Source organism: Kitasatospora sp. NBC_00458, from assembly GCF_036013975.1.
Taxonomy (GTDB): domain Bacteria; phylum Actinomycetota; class Actinomycetes; order Streptomycetales; family Streptomycetaceae; genus Kitasatospora.
The window spans coordinates 3,177,501-3,195,026 of sequence record NZ_CP107904.1 but is presented as its reverse complement, the minus strand read 5'-3'; the positions used below and the strand labels follow the sequence as shown (position 1 = coordinate 3,195,026).

The 17,526-nt window shown below is 72.0% G+C and carries 11 protein-coding genes (1 of these 11 cut by a window edge); 9 read left to right on the top strand and 2 right to left on the bottom strand.

Annotated elements, in window-relative coordinates:
• Positions 1 to 75: 75 nt before the first annotated feature.
• Both OG550_RS12645 and eccCa read right to left on the bottom strand, forming a co-directional pair.
• Positions 76 to 1,488 (bottom strand): APC family permease, encoded by a 1,413-nt coding sequence (locus OG550_RS12645; RefSeq protein WP_327676994.1) that lies wholly within the window; start codon positions 1,486 to 1,488, stop codon positions 76 to 78.
• A 534-nt stretch (positions 1,489 to 2,022) separates the two neighbouring features.
• Entirely contained in the window at positions 2,023 to 5,970 is a 3,948-nt protein-coding gene (gene eccCa / locus OG550_RS12640) for a type VII secretion protein EccCa (RefSeq protein WP_327676992.1), read from the bottom strand.
• 380 nt (positions 5,971 to 6,350) lie between these two features.
• Here eccCa and eccD point away from each other — a divergent pair, with 380 nt between their 5' ends.
• The 9 genes from eccD to OG550_RS12595 all read left to right on the top strand — a co-directional run.
• Positions 6,351 to 7,817, top strand: a complete 1,467-nt coding sequence (gene eccD / locus OG550_RS12635; RefSeq protein ID WP_327676990.1) for a type VII secretion integral membrane protein EccD — start codon at positions 6,351 to 6,353, stop codon at positions 7,815 to 7,817.
• Positions 7,818 to 8,090: 273 nt separating this feature from the next.
• Complete coding sequence (rpsO, locus tag OG550_RS12630) at positions 8,091 to 8,381, top strand: 30S ribosomal protein S15 (RefSeq protein ID WP_327676988.1); 291 nt, start codon at positions 8,091 to 8,093, stop codon at positions 8,379 to 8,381.
• A 470-nt stretch (positions 8,382 to 8,851) separates the two neighbouring features.
• A complete protein-coding gene (locus tag OG550_RS12625; RefSeq protein WP_327676986.1) occupies positions 8,852 to 11,059 on the top strand; it encodes a polyribonucleotide nucleotidyltransferase in 2,208 nt (735 codons plus the stop codon).
• A gap of 107 nt (positions 11,060 to 11,166) precedes the next feature.
• Positions 11,167 to 12,519 carry a M16 family metallopeptidase gene (locus OG550_RS12620; RefSeq protein WP_327676984.1) on the top strand — a complete coding sequence of 451 codons (1,353 nt, stop codon included), beginning with the start codon at positions 11,167 to 11,169 and terminating at the stop codon, positions 12,517 to 12,519.
• 14 nt (positions 12,520 to 12,533) lie between these two features.
• Positions 12,534 to 13,280 (top strand): 4-hydroxy-tetrahydrodipicolinate reductase, encoded by a 747-nt coding sequence (dapB, locus tag OG550_RS12615; RefSeq protein WP_327676982.1) that lies wholly within the window; start codon positions 12,534 to 12,536, stop codon positions 13,278 to 13,280.
• Positions 13,281 to 13,305: 25 nt separating this feature from the next.
• Entirely contained in the window at positions 13,306 to 13,878 is a 573-nt protein-coding gene (locus OG550_RS12610) for a hypothetical protein (RefSeq protein ID WP_327676980.1), read from the top strand.
• Entirely contained in the window at positions 13,875 to 14,606 is a 732-nt protein-coding gene (gene thyX, locus OG550_RS12605) for an FAD-dependent thymidylate synthase (protein WP_327676978.1), read from the top strand. Before OG550_RS12610 ends, thyX begins: the two co-directional genes overlap by 4 nt.
• A gap of 239 nt (positions 14,607 to 14,845) precedes the next feature.
• Positions 14,846 to 15,745 carry a 4-hydroxy-tetrahydrodipicolinate synthase gene (gene dapA / locus OG550_RS12600; RefSeq protein WP_327676976.1) on the top strand — a complete coding sequence of 300 codons (900 nt, stop codon included), beginning with the start codon at positions 14,846 to 14,848 and terminating at the stop codon, positions 15,743 to 15,745.
• A 171-nt stretch (positions 15,746 to 15,916) separates the two neighbouring features.
• Positions 15,917 to 17,526, top strand: the 5' portion of a protein-coding gene (locus OG550_RS12595; RefSeq protein WP_327676974.1) for a ribonuclease J. Its footprint extends 76 nt past the window's final position; 1,610 of the gene's 1,686 nt are visible here — the first part of the coding sequence; its start codon is at positions 15,917 to 15,919; its stop codon lies beyond the right edge, outside the window.

Genomic DNA, 17,526 nt, shown 5'->3' with positions numbered 1-17,526 from the left:
CGGCGGTGCCCCGGGCCGGTGGGAGCCCGGGGCACCGCCGTGTGGGGGAGGGGCGGATGGTCGGTTCCGGCCGGATCAGCCCTGCTGGTCCTCGGGGAGGCTGATCACCCAGCGGGTGTCCTGCCGGGGGCGCAGGTAGAACAGCCAGTAGAGGGTGGCGGCGGCGGTGATGCCGCCGGTCCACAGCAGGGGCACGGTGTCCAGCTGGGTGATGATGTAGACCAGCACGACGATCAGGACCACCGGGACGGCGGGCCAGAGCGGCATCCGCCAGGCGGCGGCGTGCTTGTGCCGGTCACGGCGGGAGAGCAGCGCGGCGACGGCGACCAGCAGGTACATCCCGGTGACGGCGACGCCGGTGATCTCGCTGAGCAGCTCGCCCTTGACGAAGCAGAGCGCGGCGCCCGGCAGGCCGACGGCCAGGGTGGCGACCCAGGGGGAGCCGAAGCGGCCCAGGGTGGCGAAGGCCTTGTTGACCGGGTCGGGCCAGGCCTTGTCACGGGCCGAGGCGAAGAGCACCCGGGAGTTCTGGATGACCATGACGATGCCGGCGTTGATGATGGCCAGCGCGACGCAGAGGCTGATGAAGGTGCCGACCGCGGAGTTGCTCCAGGCGGTGACCATGCCGGAGATGTCGCCGGAGCTGAGGGTCGCCAGGTCGGGGGCGCCCATGGTGATGGCGGCGACCGGGACGAGGATGACGGCGGCGGAGATGCCCAGCGTCCACAGCACGGTGCGGGAGACGTTGCGGCGGGGGTTCTCCAGCTCCTCGGAGAGGTAGACGGCGGTGGAGAAGCCCTGGGTGATGAAGAGCGCGATGCCGAGTGCGCCGATGACGGCGCCGATGCTCACCGTGGTGGTGACGCCGTCCTCGCCGGTGACGACACCGTGCAGCATGCTGGGCGCGCCGCTGTTGGCGTGCGCGAAGCCGAGCACCGAGACGACGCCGGCCGCGACGACCTCCAGGACCAGGAAGATGCCGGTGATCCAGGCGTTGGCGCGCAGGTCGAGCAGGCCGGCCAGGGTGGCGGCGAGCATCACCGCGGCGCCGGCGATCGGCTTGTCGACGTGGAGCACCGGGGCAAGGTAGTCGGCGGTGCCGAGGGCGATCACCGAGGGGACGATCATCACCACGATCAGCGAGAGCACGAAGACCAGCCAGCCGGCCAGCCGTCCGGCCAGGGTGCCGACCATGGCGTACTCGCCGCCGGCGCTGGGGATCAGGGTGCCGAGCTCGGAGTAGCAGAAGGCGACCGCGATGCAGAGCACCGAGCCGATCGCGATGGCGAGCGCGGTGGCGCTGCCGATGCTGGAGAACAGCTCCGGGACGATCACGAAGAGCGTGGAGGCCGGGGTGACGCAGGACAGCGTGAGCAGGGTGCCGCCCACGACGCCGATCGAGCGCTTGAGCGTCTGCGGGGCGGCGGGGGTGCCCCCGGGCGCCGTGGCGGGTGCTACGGCGCGTGGCGGGCGAAGCGTGTCGGTCATGAGGCTTCCGATCGGCTCTGTGCGGTCCTGGAGAGGGAGCGGTATCGCCTCCGCTGGCTGGTTGCTCGGTTCTGGTCCTGTCGCTCCCGGGCCGCCATGGAACCTTGGCCGTATCGATCGCGTCAATCGCGGAATTGCTTCGGAATCCGTTGCGGGTGGAGGCATAGGCATGCGATCTCATGATCACTGATCGTCATCACTATGCATGTCCGACTTGTTACTTTCGCCACTGCGGGTCTGAATCCAAGGTGAACGGCGTGTTGCGTGCGCTTATTCAAAGGCGGTTGGTCGATGCCCTGGCCAGGTCGGTCGGCCTGCCCCGGGCCACCGGGTCGCCCCGGGCGGGGTACGGGAACCGCAGCCCCCGGCCGGAAAGATCTAGGTAACGTTTCAGTGGGTGGGACGTGCGAAGGGGCCGGACCCCGAGGATCCGACCCCTTCGATCACCCTCCGTCACCGATGTCGGAGGCCGGCCCGCATGATCCGCACGGGCCCGCATGATCCGCACGGGCCCGCATGATCCGCGCGGGCCCGTCACGGCGCCGGCAGCCAGCCCGTCTGCACCGTCTGCCCGCCGGTCACCCGGCGGGAGACGAACACCCCGCGGCCCGGCGGCAGCGCCTGCGGCTTGACCGTGCCCAGCAGCGCGCCCTCGTCCCGGTTCCCGGAGAGCAGCACGCCCTGGCCGCCCAGTTCGCGCATCCGCTGCATGAAGGGCTCGTACAGCGACCGCCCGGCCCCGCCCGCGCTCCGCGCGACGATCACCCGCAGGCCGATGTCGCGGGCGAACGGCAGGAACTCGGCCAGCACGGCCAGCGGGTTGCCGGAGGCGGTCGCCACCAGCTCGTAGTCGTCCACGACCAGGAACATGTCCTTGCCGGTGTACCAGCTGCGGTTGCGCAGCTGCTCGGGGGTCACGTCCGGGCCGGGCAGGCGGCGGGCGCACGCCCCGCGCAGCATCTCGACCACCGCGGTCATGGCCGGCTGCGCGGCCGCGTACTCCACCAGGTAGTCCGGCGGCACGGTGCCGAGCAGCGCGCGCCGGTAGTCGCCCACCACGATGCCGGCCTGGTCCGGGGTGTACCGCTCGGTGATCTGCTTGACCAGCATCCGCAGCAGCGACGACTTCCCGGACTCGGTGTCGCCGAAGACGATGAACAGCGGGTCGGTCTCGAAGTTGACGAAGGCCGGCGCCAGCTCCGCCTCGTCGATGCCGAACGCGACGCCCCGGTGGGGGTGCTCGAAGCCCTTCGGCAGCGAGTGGCCGTCCAGCACCGCCGGCAGCATCCGCACGCCCGGTGCGCGCGGGCCCGTCCAGGCCGCGTCGACCGCCCTGACCAGCGCGGCCACGCCGTCCGGGAGGTCGTCCGCCGAGCCCGACGGGCCGATCCGCGGCAGGCCGGTGAGGAAGTGCAGCCGGTCCGCGGTGACCCCGCGCCCCGGGACGGCCGGCACGTTCTGCGCCACCCGGCGGTCCACCTCGGACTCCATGGCGTCGCCGAGCTTCAGCTCGGTCCGGTTCTGCAGCAGGTCCTTGAGCGCGGGCCGCACCTCCGCGTACCGGCTCGCGGTGACGATCAGGTGGACGCCGTAGCCGAGGCCGCGCTGGGCGATGTCGCCGATCACCGGCTCCAGCGACTCGAACTCCTGCTTGAAGGTGCTCCAGCCGTCGATCACCAGGAAGACGTCGCCGAACCGCTCGCCCGGCAGCTGCCCGGCCGCCCGGCGGGCCCGGTAGGTCGCGATCGAGTCGAGCCCGGTCACCCGGAACAGCTCCTCCCGCCGGTTCAGCACCCCGTGCACCTCGGAGACCGTCCGGCGCACCTTCTCGGCGTCCAGCCGCCCGGCCACCCCGCCGACGTGCGGCAGGTCCTGGAGCGACCGGAGCCCGCCGCCGCCGAAGTCCAGCAGGTAGAACTGCACCTCCAGCGGGGTGTGGGTGAGCGCGAACGAGGCCACCGTGGTGCGCATCACCGTCGACTTCCCGGACCGCGGGCCGCCGACGACCAGGCCGTGCCCGGCCGCCCCCGCGTAGTCCTGGTAGAGGACGTCGCGCTTCTGGTCCCGCGGCTTGTCGACGGTGCCGATCGGCACCACCAGCCGGCCCGGCGCCGCGTACCCGGGCGGGGTCAGCCCGCGCTCCGGCACCACCTGGAGCGGCGGCAGTAGCTGGTCCACGCTCGGCGGCGCGTCCAGCGGCGGCAGCCACACCTGGTGCGCGGCCGGACCCTGGCCCACCATCCGCTGCACGAACACGTCCAGCACGGTGTCCACGAGTGCGTCGTCCTGTTCCACGACGAGCGGCTCGGCCTCCTGTACGAGCGGCTCCGACGCCGCCACCTCGGCCGCCGTGAACAGCACCGGCCGCGCCGTCACCAGCCGTCCGCCCGTCGACCGCTGCTGCCCGGGTGCCCGGTACGGCCCCGACACGTACGCGGCCTTGAACCGCTCCATCACGTCGGTGCCGAACTTCAGGTAGCCGACGCCCGGCACCGGCGGCAGGTGGTACGCGTCCGGCACGCCGATCGCCGCCCGCGACTCGGCCGCCGAGAAGGTGCGCAGGCCGATCCGGTACGAGAGGTAGGTGTCCAGGCCGCGCAGCTTGCCCTCCTCCAGGCGCTGCGAGGCCAGCAGCAGGTGCACCCCCAGCGACCGCCCGATCCTCCCGATCTGGATGAACATGTCGATGAAGTCGGGCTTGGCGGTGAGGAGTTCGGAGAACTCGTCGATGATCAGCACCAGTGAGGGCAGCGGGTCCAGCGCCACGCCGGCCGCCCGGGCCCGCTCGTACTCGTGGATGTTGGCGTAGTTGCCCGCCCGGTGCAGCAGCTCCTGGCGGCGGTTGAGCTCGCCCTCGATCGCGTCCCGCATGCGGTCGACCAGGGGGAGCTGCCCCTCCAGGTTGGTGATCACCGCGGAGGTGTGCGGCATGTCCGCCATGCCGGCGAACGTCGCCCCGCCCTTGAAGTCGGCGAGCACGAAGTTCAGCGTCTCCGAGGTGTGCGTCATCGCCAGCGCCAGCACCAGGGTCCGGAGCAGCTCCGACTTGCCGGAGCCGGTCGCGCCGACGCACAGGCCGTGCGGGCCCATGCCCTCCTGCGCGGCCTCCTTGAGGTCCAGGTGGACGTGCTCGCCCCCGGCCCCGACCCCGATCGGCACCCGCAGCCGCTCGTGCTGCGCCCGCTGCCGCCAGCTGCGGGCCGCGTCGAAGGAGCCCGGGTCGCCCGAGTTCATCAGGTCGGTGAAGTCCAGGTTGGACAGCAGCGGTTCGTCGTCGTCCCCGGCGGACGCCCGGTACGGGGCCAACTGGCGTGCCAGCGCCTCCGATTGCCAGACCGACAGGACGTCCGGGACGCCCTCGTACGTCACGCCCGACGCGGCGCGGAGCACCAGGGCGTCCGGCGAGACCGTCATGATCAGGTGCCCGCTCGGCTCGTCCAGATCGCCCGGGACCACCTCGACGATCGTCACCCCGTGCACGCCCTCCGGGCCGGCCAGCACCGAGTCCGGCGGCACCGACGCGCCGTCCATCACGACGACGATGTGCGGCTGGTCCGGGGACGGCACGGCGTCCCGGGTGAACCGCTGGCGGCCGGCCAGTTCGTCCCGCAGCAGGTCCTCCAGCGCGCCGAGGCCGGTCGAGATCAGCCGGCGCGGTCCGGCGCCGTCGCTCTCCTTGCGGTGCTGGGTGTGCGGGAGCCACTTGGTCCACTCCCACTCGTCCACCGCGCCCGGCGCCGCGGCCACCGTCACCAGCAGGTCGTCCGGGGAGTGGAGCGTCGTCAACTGGGCGACCATCGCCCGCACGGTGCCGTACACGGTGTCCGGGTCCCCGCACACCGTGATGTGGTAGAAGGCGCGCAGCGAGACCGCCAACGGCAGGTCCTGCAGGATGCCGTGGGCCCTCAGGAAGGTCTGCATCGCGGCCGCCGAGAGCGGCTCCAGCTCGTCCGACGGCGCGGTCTGCGGCGCGACCAGCGGGGTGGCCAGCTGCACCGGCCCCCGCCCGACCCGGACCTGCGCGAAGTCGGGGTCGCCGGTGCGCCGTTCCCAGAGCCGCCGGCCGTCCGCCACGATCGACCAGAGCTGGTCGGGCGCCGGGTTGAGGAACAGCTGTGCGCCGCGCTGGCGTTCGGCGGTCCGGCGGACCTGGCGGCGCAGCTGCTGCAGGTACTTGAGGTAGTCGCGGCGCTCGTCCGCGGTGGCGGTGGAGCCGCCCCTGCGGGTCCGGACGATCTGGGCGAGCACCATGCCGACCGTCGAGACGATCATCAGACCGCCCATGATCCGCATCGGCGCCTGCGCGCCCGGCGCGAAGAAGAAGACCGCCGAACCGCCCATCCCGAGCATCGGAAGGACGCTCATCACCCAGTCCTCGCCGCCCGACCGGGGCAGTTCGGGCGGGGCGGCCAGCTCCACCGGCTCGTCCGGCACCCTCGGCGGGTAGGCCCGGGGCGGCCGCTTGACCGTGATCACACCCATGCGGGTCCCGCCCCACGACCACGAACGCCCAGCTCGACCACCACGGCATCAGCCCTCACGCAACTGGATCCGTACGGGTGAGGACGCCCCGTCTGGCGCCGCGCCCGCTCCGCCGACCGCAGGCACCCGGGGGAGGAGCGCCGTCCGCCCCCGCCGCCTTGCGCAGGGGCCGATCCTACTGGCGCTTTCCGCGGGAGCGGGAACGAACCGGGCGGTAGGGTGACGCAGCGCCAACTCGCGTCCAGGCAGAGCCGGTTCCGCCCGGCGGGGCGCGCACCGGCGGCCGGGCCGGACCAGCCGCCGGCACACCGCGGCACCGTCAGCAGGGGGGAACACCCAGTGCGTCGAGCGAACGGTCGAGCGAACGGGAGGCCTCAGTCATGAGCACCCCCGCCATGACCGGTTTCTGCCGGGTCACCGTCGTCGCGCCGGACAGCCGGATCGACGTCGCGCTGCCCGAGGACATCCCGCTCGCGGACGTCTACCCCGAGGTGCTGCGCCTGTCCAACCAGACCCAGCCGGACGGCGCCCCCACCGGCTTCCACCTCGTCCGCCGTGACGGCACCGTCCTCGACGGCGGCCTGTCGCTCGGCGCCCAACAGGTCCGCGACGGCGACCTGCTCAGCCTCCGGCCCTTCGCCGAGTCGCTGCCGCCCGCCGTCTACGACGACGTCGCCGACGCCATCGCCACCGCCGGCGAGGCCGACCGCCGGTTCTGGAGCGCGGAACTGATGCGGGCCTTCGGCCTGACCGGCGCCGGCGTGCTGCTCACCCTGCTCGGCTTCACGCTCTGGTCCGCCGATCCGCGCCACGACGTGCACGGCCTGCCCGGCGTGCTCTCCGGCATCGCCGCCGTCCTGCTCACCGCCTTCGCCGGGGTCCGCGCCCGGGTCTACCGGGACGCCGGGGCCGGCCTCGCGCTCGGACTCGGGGCGCTCCCGCACGCCCTGGTCGCCGGCAGCGGGATCCTCTCCCCGACCACTCCGGGCGACGGTCCGGGCCGGCTCCAGTTCCTCACCGGCTGCGTCGCCGTCCTGGTCGTCGCCGTGCTGCTGGTCGGCCTGCTGCCGGAGAAGGACGCGCCGTTCGTCGCCGCCGCCTTCACGGCCGCCGCGGGCGCGCTCGCCGCCTTCGCCGCCGTCCTGCTGCCCGGCACCCCGGCCGACCACATCGCCGCCGTCACCGGCGTCGCCGCCGTCGCCGCCGTCGGCTTCCTGCCCGGCCTCTCCGCCCGCTTCGCCCGGCTGCCCGTCGGCTTCAGCGCCCCGGGCCAGACCCGCACCCGCACCCGCGGCCGCGAGCACGACGAGGACGCCGACCGCGCCGAACTGGTCCAGTACGAGCGGATCGCCCACCAGGCCCGCCGCGGCCACGAGGTGCTGGTCGGCCTGGTCGGCGGCTGCGCCGCGGTGATCGTCGGGGCCTGCGCGGTGCTCGGCTTCACCGGCGGGACGTTCCCCGAACTGCTCGCCCTCGCCCTCGGCCTCGCCACCATGCTCCGCGCCCGGCTGTTCCGCTACACCGCGCAGGTCCTCGGCCTCACCGTCGCCGGGCTGTCCTGCCTCTCGCTGCTCGTCGTCGGGCTCGCCCTGCACACCCCGCGGTTCCTCCTCCAGGCGGGCCCCGGTTCCACCGGCGCCGACCTGCGCACCGTCTGGCTGACCGCCTCGATCGCGCTCGGCGCCGCGGTCCTCACCGCGGTCGCCCTGGTGGTGCCCCGGCTCGGCGTCTCCCCGTTCTGGGGACGGGTCCTGGACCTGGTCGACAGCCTGACGCTGATGGCACTGGTCCCGCTGGTGCTGGCCGTCCTCGACGTCTACCGGCTGGTGCGCGGCGCCACCGGCTGACCGGCCACTGCACCACCGCAGGACCGCACCACCGCACCACCGCACCACCGAAGGACCGCGCCGCGGCGCCGCCCGCCGACGGTCCGGGCCGGCCGGCCGGCACCCGCCGCCCGGCCGGATCACCGGCACTGGTACGCTTGGCCTTCGAGCGCAGCCGTGTGTCCGCCCCCGGTCGGGGCAGTGACCGCCGGCCGCGCCCGTCACGACACCGAGTTCTCACAGAGTCCTGTGCCGTAGACCAGGAACGCTCGGTATCACCTCGAAGGAGTTGCAGTGGCTCTCGCCCCTGACGTCAAGAAGCAGATCATCGCCGAGTTCGGCCAGAAGGAGGGCGACACCGGCTCCCCCGAGGTCCAGGTCGCCATGCTCTCCCGCCGCATCTCGGACCTGACCGAGCACCTCAAGGCCCACAAGCACGACCACCACTCGCGCCGCGGCCTGCTGATCCTGGTCGGTCAGCGCCGTCGTCTGCTGCAGTACCTGGCCAAGAAGGACATCGAGCGCTTCCGTGCGCTCGTCGACCGCCTGGGCATCCGCCGCGGTGCCGCCGGCGGCGCCCGCTAAGACCGCCGCTCGGGGCGGCTCCCCACACCGGGGGGCCGCCCCTCGCGCGTATGCCGCGCCCGATGACCCGGGGCGCCCGCAGCGGCGCCCGAACATAACAACTCGCGCGCACCTCCCCGGGTGCCCGAGGATTGCACCGTAGGGTTGTGGGAAATGCCGGTGTTGGCGCTGTCGAGCGCCACCCAGGCAGAAAGACCCCAGACCCCCGCGGGACGAAGGCTTCAAACGGAAGCCGCCCGCATCCGAGAGAGCGTCCAGACGCGGACCGCCCGCCCGAACCCGGCCAGCCGAGAGGCGCCGGTCCTCGGTAGTGGCCGCCGGAAGCCCCGCAGACCGAAGCGGGGCGCACCGGAGGCTTCGATCGAAGACCGGCCCGACTGCCCCCCTCTGCGAAAGAGGGCCAGGGGCCACCGGCAGACGATGCGCGGGGACGCTCTCCCGGAGAACGTACGAAAGAGGAGATCTTCCAGGTGGAAGAGAACGTGTTCTACGCCGAGGCCGTGATCGACAACGGTTCCTTCGGCACCCGCACCATCCGCTTCGAGACCGGCCGTCTGGCCCGTCAGGCCGCCGGCTCCGCCGTGGCCTACCTGGACGACGACACCATGGTGCTGTCGGCCACCAGCGCGTCCAAGCAGCCGAAGGAGCACTTCGACTTCTTCCCGCTGACCGTGGACGTCGAGGAGCGGATGTACGCCGCCGGCCGCATCCCCGGCTCGTTCTTCCGTCGCGAGGGCCGGCCCTCCGAGGACGCGATCCTCACCTGCCGCCTGATCGACCGCCCGCTGCGCCCGTCCTTCGTCAAGGGCCTGCGCAACGAGATCCAGGTCGTCGTCACCGTGATGGCGCTCAACCCCGACCACCTGTACGACGTGGTGGCCATCAACGCGGCCTCCGCGTCCACCCAGCTGGCGGGCCTGCCGTTCTCCGGCCCGATCGGCGGCGTGCGCGTGGCCCTGATCGACGGCCAGTGGGTGGCCTTCCCGACCCACAGCGAGCTGGAGTCGGCCGTCTTCGACATGGTCGTCGCCGGTCGCGTCCTCCCGGACGGCGACGTCGCGATCATGATGGTCGAGGCCGAGGCCACCGTGAAGACCATCAAGCTGGTCGAGGGCGGCGCCGAGGCGCCGACCGAGGAGATCGTCGCCGCCGGTCTGGACGCCGCCAAGCCGTTCATCAAGGTGCTCTGCGCCGCCCAGGCCCAGCTGGCCGCCCAGGCCGCCAAGCCGACCGGCGAGTTCCCGGTCTTCCTGGACTACCAGGACGACGTGCTCGCCGCGCTGTCCGCCGCCGTCAAGGACGAGCTGGCGCAGGCCCTCACCATCGCGGGCAAGCAGGAGCGCAACAACGAGCTGGACCGCGTCAAGGCGCTGGCCGCCGAGAAGCTGCTGCCCGAGTTCGAGGGCCGCGAGAAGGAGATCAGCGCCGCCTACAACGCGCTGACCAAGAAGATCGTCCGCGAGCGCGTCATCAAGGACAAGGTCCGCATCGACGGCCGCGGTGTCACCGACATCCGCACCCTGGCCGCCGAGGTCGAGGCCATCCCGCGGGTGCACGGCTCGGCCCTGTTCGAGCGCGGCGAGACCCAGATCCTGGGTGTCACCACGCTGAACATGCTCCGCATGGAGCAGCAGCTCGACACGCTCTCCCCGGAGACGCGTCGCCGCTACATGCACAACTACAACTTCCCGCCGTACTCGGTCGGCGAGACCGGCCGCGTCGGTTCGCCGAAGCGTCGCGAGATCGGCCACGGCGCGCTCGCCGAGCGGGCGATCCTCCCGGTGCTGCCGACCCGCGAGGAGTTCCCGTACGCCATCCGCCAGGTCTCCGAGGCGCTCAGCTCCAACGGCTCCACCTCGATGGGCTCGGTCTGCGCCTCCACCATGTCGCTGCTGAACGCCGGTGTGCCGCTGAAGGCCGCCGTCGCCGGTATCGCCATGGGCCTGATCTCGCAGGAGATCGACGGTGAGACCCACTACGTGACCCTCACCGACATCCTCGGTGCCGAGGACGCGTACGGCGACATGGACTTCAAGGTCGCCGGTACCCGCAACTTCATCACCGCGCTGCAGCTGGACACCAAGCTCAACGGCATCCCGGCGTCGGTGCTCTCCGCCGCGCTGAAGCAGGCCCGCGACGCCCGCCTGCACATCCTCGACGTGATGAACGAGGCCATCGACTCCCCGGACGAGATGTCCCCGAACGCGCCGCGCATCATCACCATCAAGATCCCGGTGGACAAGATCGGTGAGGTCATCGGCCCCAAGGGCAAGATGATCAACCAGATCCAGGAGGACACCGGCGCCGAGATCACGATCGAGGACGACGGCACCATCTACATCGGTGCCGCCGACGGTCCGGCCGCCGAGGCCGCCCGCACCACGATCAACCAGATCGCCAACCCGACCATGCCGGAGGTCGGCGAGCGCTACCTGGGCACCGTGGTGAAGACCACGACCTTCGGTGCCTTCGTCTCGCTCATGCCGGGCAAGGACGGTCTGCTGCACATCTCGCAGATCCGCAAGCTCGCCGGCGGCAAGCGCGTCGAGAACGTCGAGGACGTCCTCGGCGTCGGCGCCAAGGTGCAGGTCGAGATCGCCGAGATCGACCCGCGCGGCAAGCTCTCGCTGATCCCGGTCGTCGAGGGCGAAGAGGCCGGCGAGGCCGCTTCCGAGTGAAGCGCCGCTAGCTGACTCCAGCGGCCCGCACGCCCCCGTCGGCGTGCGGGCCGCACCCCGTTCTCCCCCCATGCTCCCTACGGATTGCTTTCTACGGAGGTACCCCCGTGGCCCAGGCCTCGGCGGCGAAGCAGCGCCCCGGCACGACCCGGACCCTGCTCAAGGGCGCGGACGGCGCCGGCACGGTGCGCCGCACCGTCCTCCCCGGCGGCCTGCGTGTCGTCACCGAGACCCTGCCGACGGTCCGCTCCGCGACCTTCGGCATCTGGGTCGGTGTCGGCTCGCGGGACGAGACCCCGCAGCTCAACGGGGCCACCCACTACCTGGAGCACCTGCTCTTCAAGGGCACCGAGCGGCGCAGCGCGCTGGACATCTCGGCCGCCCTGGACGCGGTCGGCGGTGAGATGAACGCCTTCACCGCCAAGGAGAACACCTGCTACTACGCGCGGGTGCTCGACACCGACCTCCCGCTGGCCATCGACGTGGTCTGCGACATGCTCACCGGCTCGCTGATCCGCCCGGAGGACGTCGAGGCCGAGCGCGGCGTCATCCTGGAGGAGATGGCGATGGCCGAGGACGACCCGGGTGACGTCGTCCACGACCTCTTCGCCAAGGTGATCTTCGGCACCGGACCGCTCGGGCGCCCGATCCTCGGCACCCAGGAGACCATCCGGGCGCTCACCCGCGACCAGATCGCCGGGTTCTTCCACCGCCGCTACAAGCCCGAGCAGCTGGTCGTCGCCGCCGCCGGCAACCTGGACCACCGCAAGGTCGTCAAGCAGGTCGAGCGGGCCTTCGCCCCGCTGCTGGCCAAGTCCGAGGCGGTCCCCGCCGACGCCCGGCGCGGCGTCAAGGTGCTGCGCACCGCCGGCCGGGTGGAGGTGCTCCACCGCACCACCGAGCAGGCCCACCTGGTGCTGGGCGTGCCCGGCGTGCCCCGGCACGACGAGCGCCGCTGGGCGATGGGCGTGCTCAACGCGGCCCTCGGCGGCGGCATGAGCTCGCGGCTCTTCCAGGAGGTCCGGGAGAAGCGCGGACTGGCGTACTCGGTCTACTCGTACTCCTCCTCGTACGCGGACAGCGGTCTGTTCGGCATCTACGCCGGCTGTCAGCCGAAGCGGGTCGAGGAGGTGCTGCGGATCTGCCGCGAGGAGCTCGCCAAGGTGGTCGCCGAGGGCATCACCGAGGAGGAGCTGCACCGCGCCATCGGCCAGATCTCCGGCTCCACCGTGCTCGGCATGGAGGACACCGGCTCGCTGATGAACCGGATCGGCAAGGCCGAGCTCAGCTACGGCCACCACCTGTCGGTGGACGACATGCTGGCGAAGATCGCCGCCGTGACCCTGGACGACGTGCACGCGGTGGCCCGTGATGTGCTGGGGGCCCACCGGCCGTCGCTCGCGCTGATCGGCCCGGTCAACGACAAGCGGGCCGCCCGGCTCGCCGACCTGCTGGTCTGAAGGGACTTCTCACCATGACGCTGCGTGTCGCCGTGATCGGCGCCAAGGGGCGGATCGGCTCCGAGGCCGTCAAGGCCGTCGAGGCCGCTCCGGACCTGGAACTGGTCGCCACCCTCGGGCGGGGGTCGAAGCTCTCCGAGCTCACCGACGCCGGCGTGCAGGTGGTCGTCGAGCTGACCCACCCGGACTCGGTGATGGACAACCTCGACTACTGCCTGCGCCACGGCATCCACGTGGTCACCGGCACCACCGGCTGGACCGACGAGCGGCTGGCCACCGTCCGCGGGCAGCTGGACGCGGCGCCGGAGCTGGGCCTGCTGATCGCCCCGAACTTCTCCATCGGTGCCGTGCTCGGCATGAAGTTCGCCCAGACCGCGGCCAGGTACTTCGAGTCGGTCGAGGTGGTCGAGCTGCACCACGACCGCAAGGCCGACGCCCCCAGCGGCACCGCCACCCGCACCGCCCAGCTGATCGCGGCCGCCCGCGCCGAGGCCGGCCGGCCGCCGCAGCAGGACCCGACCACGCACGGCCTGCCCGGCGCCCGCGGCGCCGACGTGGACGGGGTGCCGGTGCACGCCGTCCGGCTGCGCGGCCTGCTCGCCCACCAGCAGGTGATGTTCGGCGACACCGGTGAGACCCTCACCATCCGCCACGACTCGCTGCACCACAGCAGCTTCATGCCGGGCATCCTGCTCGGCGTGCGCAGGGTCGTGGAGACGCCGGGGCTCACCCTCGGCCTCGAACACTTCCTGGACCTGTGACCGTGCCCGCCCCCTGGAGTGCGTCGTGACCTCACGCACCGGCTTCTTCGTCCTCTCCGGCGTCCTGCTGCTGGTCGCCCTGGTCTGCGTCGGCGAGGGCGTCCAGCTGGTCGCCACCGGCAAGCCGCTCGGTGTCGGCCTCGGCCTCTGCGCCTTCGTCGTCCCGGTGATCGGCATCTGGTTCCTGCGCCAGACCGTCCGCTTCGGCCGGGACAGCGAGCGGCTCGCCAGGCAGCTGGAGGCCGAGGGCGGCCTGCCGGTCGACGAGCTGACGCGCACCACGGGCGGGCGGATCGACCGGGCCTCGGCCGACGCGGTGTTCGCCCGCCGCAGGGCCGAGGCCGAGGCGGCTCCCGGGGACTGGCGGGCCTTCTTCCGGCTGGCGGTCGCGTACGCCGACGCGGGGGACGTGCCGCGCGCCCGCAAGACCATGCAGCACGCGATCCGGCTGCACCGCACCGCCGCGGGGACCTCCGGCGGCGCGGGCGAGCCGGAGAGCGCAGGCACGACCGGTGGCGCCGCTGCCACCGGCAGGGCCGGGACGACTGGCAGTACCAGCACCACCAGCACCACCGAATCCGCGAGGAGTAACGCGTGAGCGACGACACGACGGCCCCCCAGTTCCGCAGCGACGTGACCGTGGACCTGGTCCGCAGCGCCGCCGCCGACTCGGACGTCATCTGGGCGGCCCGGGTCTCGACGGCGGGGGAGCAGTCCCTGGAGGCGCTCCAGCAGGACCCGGAGAAGTCCAAGGGCCTGATCAACTACCTGATGCGGGACCGGCACGGCACCCCGTTCGAGCACAACTCGATGACCTTCTTCATCAGCGCGCCGATCTTCGTGTTCCGCGAGTTCCACCGCCACCGCAGCGGCTGGTCCTACAACGAGGAGTCGGGCCGCTACCGCGAGCTGGAGCCGGTCTTCTACGTGCCCGCCGAGGAGCGCAAGCTGGTCCAGCAGGGCCGCCCGGGCCGGTACGAGTTCGTCGAGGGCACCGAGAAGCAGCACCGGGTCGTCACCGAGGCGATGGAGTCCGCCTACCGCGAGTCCTACGAGCGCTACCAGGAGATGCTGGCGGCCGGCGTGGCCCGCGAGGTGGCCCGCGCGGTGCTGCCGGTCGGCCTGTTCTCCTCGATGTACGCGACCTGCAACGCCCGCTCGCTGATGCACTTCCTGTCGTTGCGCACCAAGCGGGAGAACTCGGCGGTGCCGTCGTTCCCGCAGCGCGAGATCGAGATGGTCGCCGAGCGGATGGAGGAGCAGTGGGCCCGGCTCATGCCGCTCACCCATGCGGCCTTCGAGACGCACGGCCGAGTCGCCCCCTGACCTGGGACGACGGGCATATGGGCGGAGTGTCTGGCATGTCTGGATTGCGGCATTTCTGACCTCTCCCTACGCTCGTGAACACGGATTCCGGTGCTGCTTGAACCCCCGAGCACGCAGCACCGGAATCCCATGTCCCCGCTGCTGACCACACCCCCGGTCCGGCCGCCCGAGCGCCGCACCTGTCCGAACCCTGGACCGGCCTGGGTACCGCCCCACCGCCTACGAGTAGCTTTGGACGCATGGCTCCGACCTCCACCTCCCAGACGCCCTTCGGCCGGGTCCTGACCGCGATGGTGACCCCGTTCACCGCCGACGGCGGCCTCGACCTCGACGGCGCCCAGCGCCTCGCCGCGCACCTCGTCGACTCGGGCAACGACGGCCTCGTCGTCAACGGCACCACCGGCGAGTCCCCGACCACCAGCGACGCCGAGAAGGCACAGCTCGTCCGCGCCGTGGTGGAGGCGGTCGGGGACCGCGCCCACGTGGTGGCCGGCGTCGGCACCAACGACACGCACCACAGCGCCGACCTCGCCCGCCAGGCCGAGGCGGCCGGAGCGCACGGCCTGCTGGTCGTCACGCCCTACTACAGCAAGCCCCCGCAGGAGGGCCTGTACCGGCACACCACCCACATCGCCGACGCCACCGGCCTGCCGGTCATGCTCTACGACATCCCCGGCCGCAGCGGCGTCGCGCTGAGCCACGAGACCCTGGTCCGGCTCGGCGAGCACCCGCGGATCGTCGCCAACAAGGACGCCAAGGGCGACCTCGGCGCCGCCGCCTGGGCCATCGCCCGGTCCGACCTCGCCTGGTACTCCGGCGACGACATCCTCAACCTGCCGCTGCTCTCGGTCGGAGCCGTCGGCGCGGTGAGCGTGGTCGGCCACCTGGTCGCCGGTGAGCTGCGTGGCATGATCGAGGCCTTCCTGGCCGGCGATGTGGCCAAGGCCACGGCGATCCACCAGCGCCTGCTGCCGGTCTTCACCGGTATCTTCCGCACCCAGGGCGTGATCCTCACCAAGGCCGCACTGGGGCTCCAGGGCCTGCCGGCCGGCCCGCTGCGACTGCCCCTGGTCGGTGCGACTCCCGAGGAGATCGCCCAACTGAAGAAGGATCTCGCCGCAGGCGGGGTAGACCTGTAACAGACACAGACGTGCGCGCCCCGGCTCGCCGGCCCCTCACGGGACCGCCGCTGGACCGGACCGAAGGCGCGAATGCACAGACCCAGTAGGAAAACCGACACTGAGTACGCACGCCATATGTCTCGCGGGGGAGGACCCCGGGCATATGGCGTGCGCCGTGAGGAGAGTCTTTTGAGCCACCCGCATCCCGAACTCGGCGCACCCCCGGCCCTGAAGGAGGGCGCCCTCCGCATCACCCCGCTCGGCGGTCTCGGTGAGATCGGCCGCAACATGACGGTCTTCGAATACGGGGGCCGCATCCTCATCGTCGACTGCGGCGTCCTCTTCCCCGAGGACGAGCAGCCGGGCGTCGACCTGATCCTCCCGGACTTCACCTACATCCGGGACCGCCTCGACAAGATCGACGGCATCGTCCTCACGCACGGCCACGAGGACCACATCGGCGCCGTCCCGTACCTGCTCCGGGAGAACCCGGACATCCCGCTGATCGGCTCGAAGCTCACCCTCGCCCTCATCGAGGCCAAGCTCGCCGAGCACCGCATCCGCCCGTACGTCCTGGAGGTCAGGGAGGGCGACCGCGAGCGGATCGGCCCCTTCGACTGCCAGTTCATCGCGGTCAACCACTCCATCCCGGACGCGCTGGCCGTCGCGGTGCGCACGCCCGCCGGCATGGTCGTCGCCACCGGCGACTTCAAGATGGACCAGCTGCCGCTGGACGGCCGCCTCACCGACCTCCCGGCCTTCGCCAAGCTGGCGGAGGAGGGCATGGACCTGCTGCTGGTGGACTCCACCAACGCCGAGGTCCCCGGCTTCATCCCGCACGAGCGCGACATCTCGGCCGCGCTGCGAAACGTTTTCGCGAACGCCGACAAGCGCATCATCGTGGCCTCCTTCGCGAGCCACGTGCACCGGATCCAGCAGGTGCTGGACGCCGCGCACGAGTACAAGCGCAAGGTCGCCTTCGTCGGCCGCTCGATGGTCCGCAACATGGGCATCGCCCGCGACCTCGGGTACCTGAAGGTCCCCGGCAACATGGTCGTCGACGTCAAGCAGCTGGACGACCTGCCGGACAAGGACGTCGTGCTGATCTGCACCGGTTCGCAGGGCGAGCCGATGGCCGCGCTGTCCCGGATGGCCAACCGCGACCACCAGATCCGCATCGTCGAGGGCGACACCGTCGTCCTGGCCTCCTCGCTGATCCCGGGCAACGAGAACGCCGTCTACCGGGTGATCAACGGCCTCACCCGTTGGGGCGCCAAGGTCGTGCACAAGGGCAACGCCAAGGTGCACGTCTCCGGCCACGCCTCGGCCGGCGAGCTGCTCTACTTCTTCAACATCTGCAAGCCGCGCAACCTGATGCCGGTCCACGGCGAGTGGCGCCACCTGCGGGCCGCCGCCGACCTGGGCATCGCCACCGGCGTCCCGCGCAACCGGACGGTCATCGCCGAGGACGGCGTCTGCGTCGACCTGGAGGGCGGCGTCGCCCGGATCGTCGGCAAGGTCCAGGCCGGCTACGTGTACGTGGACGGCTCCTCGGTCGGTGACATCACCGAGGCCTCGCTCAAGGACCGCAGGATCCTCGGCGAGGAGGGCTTCATCTCCTGCTTCGTGGTGGTCGACTCCACCAACGGCAAGATCGTCGGCGGCCCGAGCATCCAGGCCCGCGGCTCCGGCATCGACGACGCCGCCTTCGTCCCGGTGGCGGCGAAGCTTCAGGAGGCGCTCGACCGTTCGGCCGGCGACGGCGTCCTGGAGATCCGCCAGGTCCAGCAGCTCGTCCG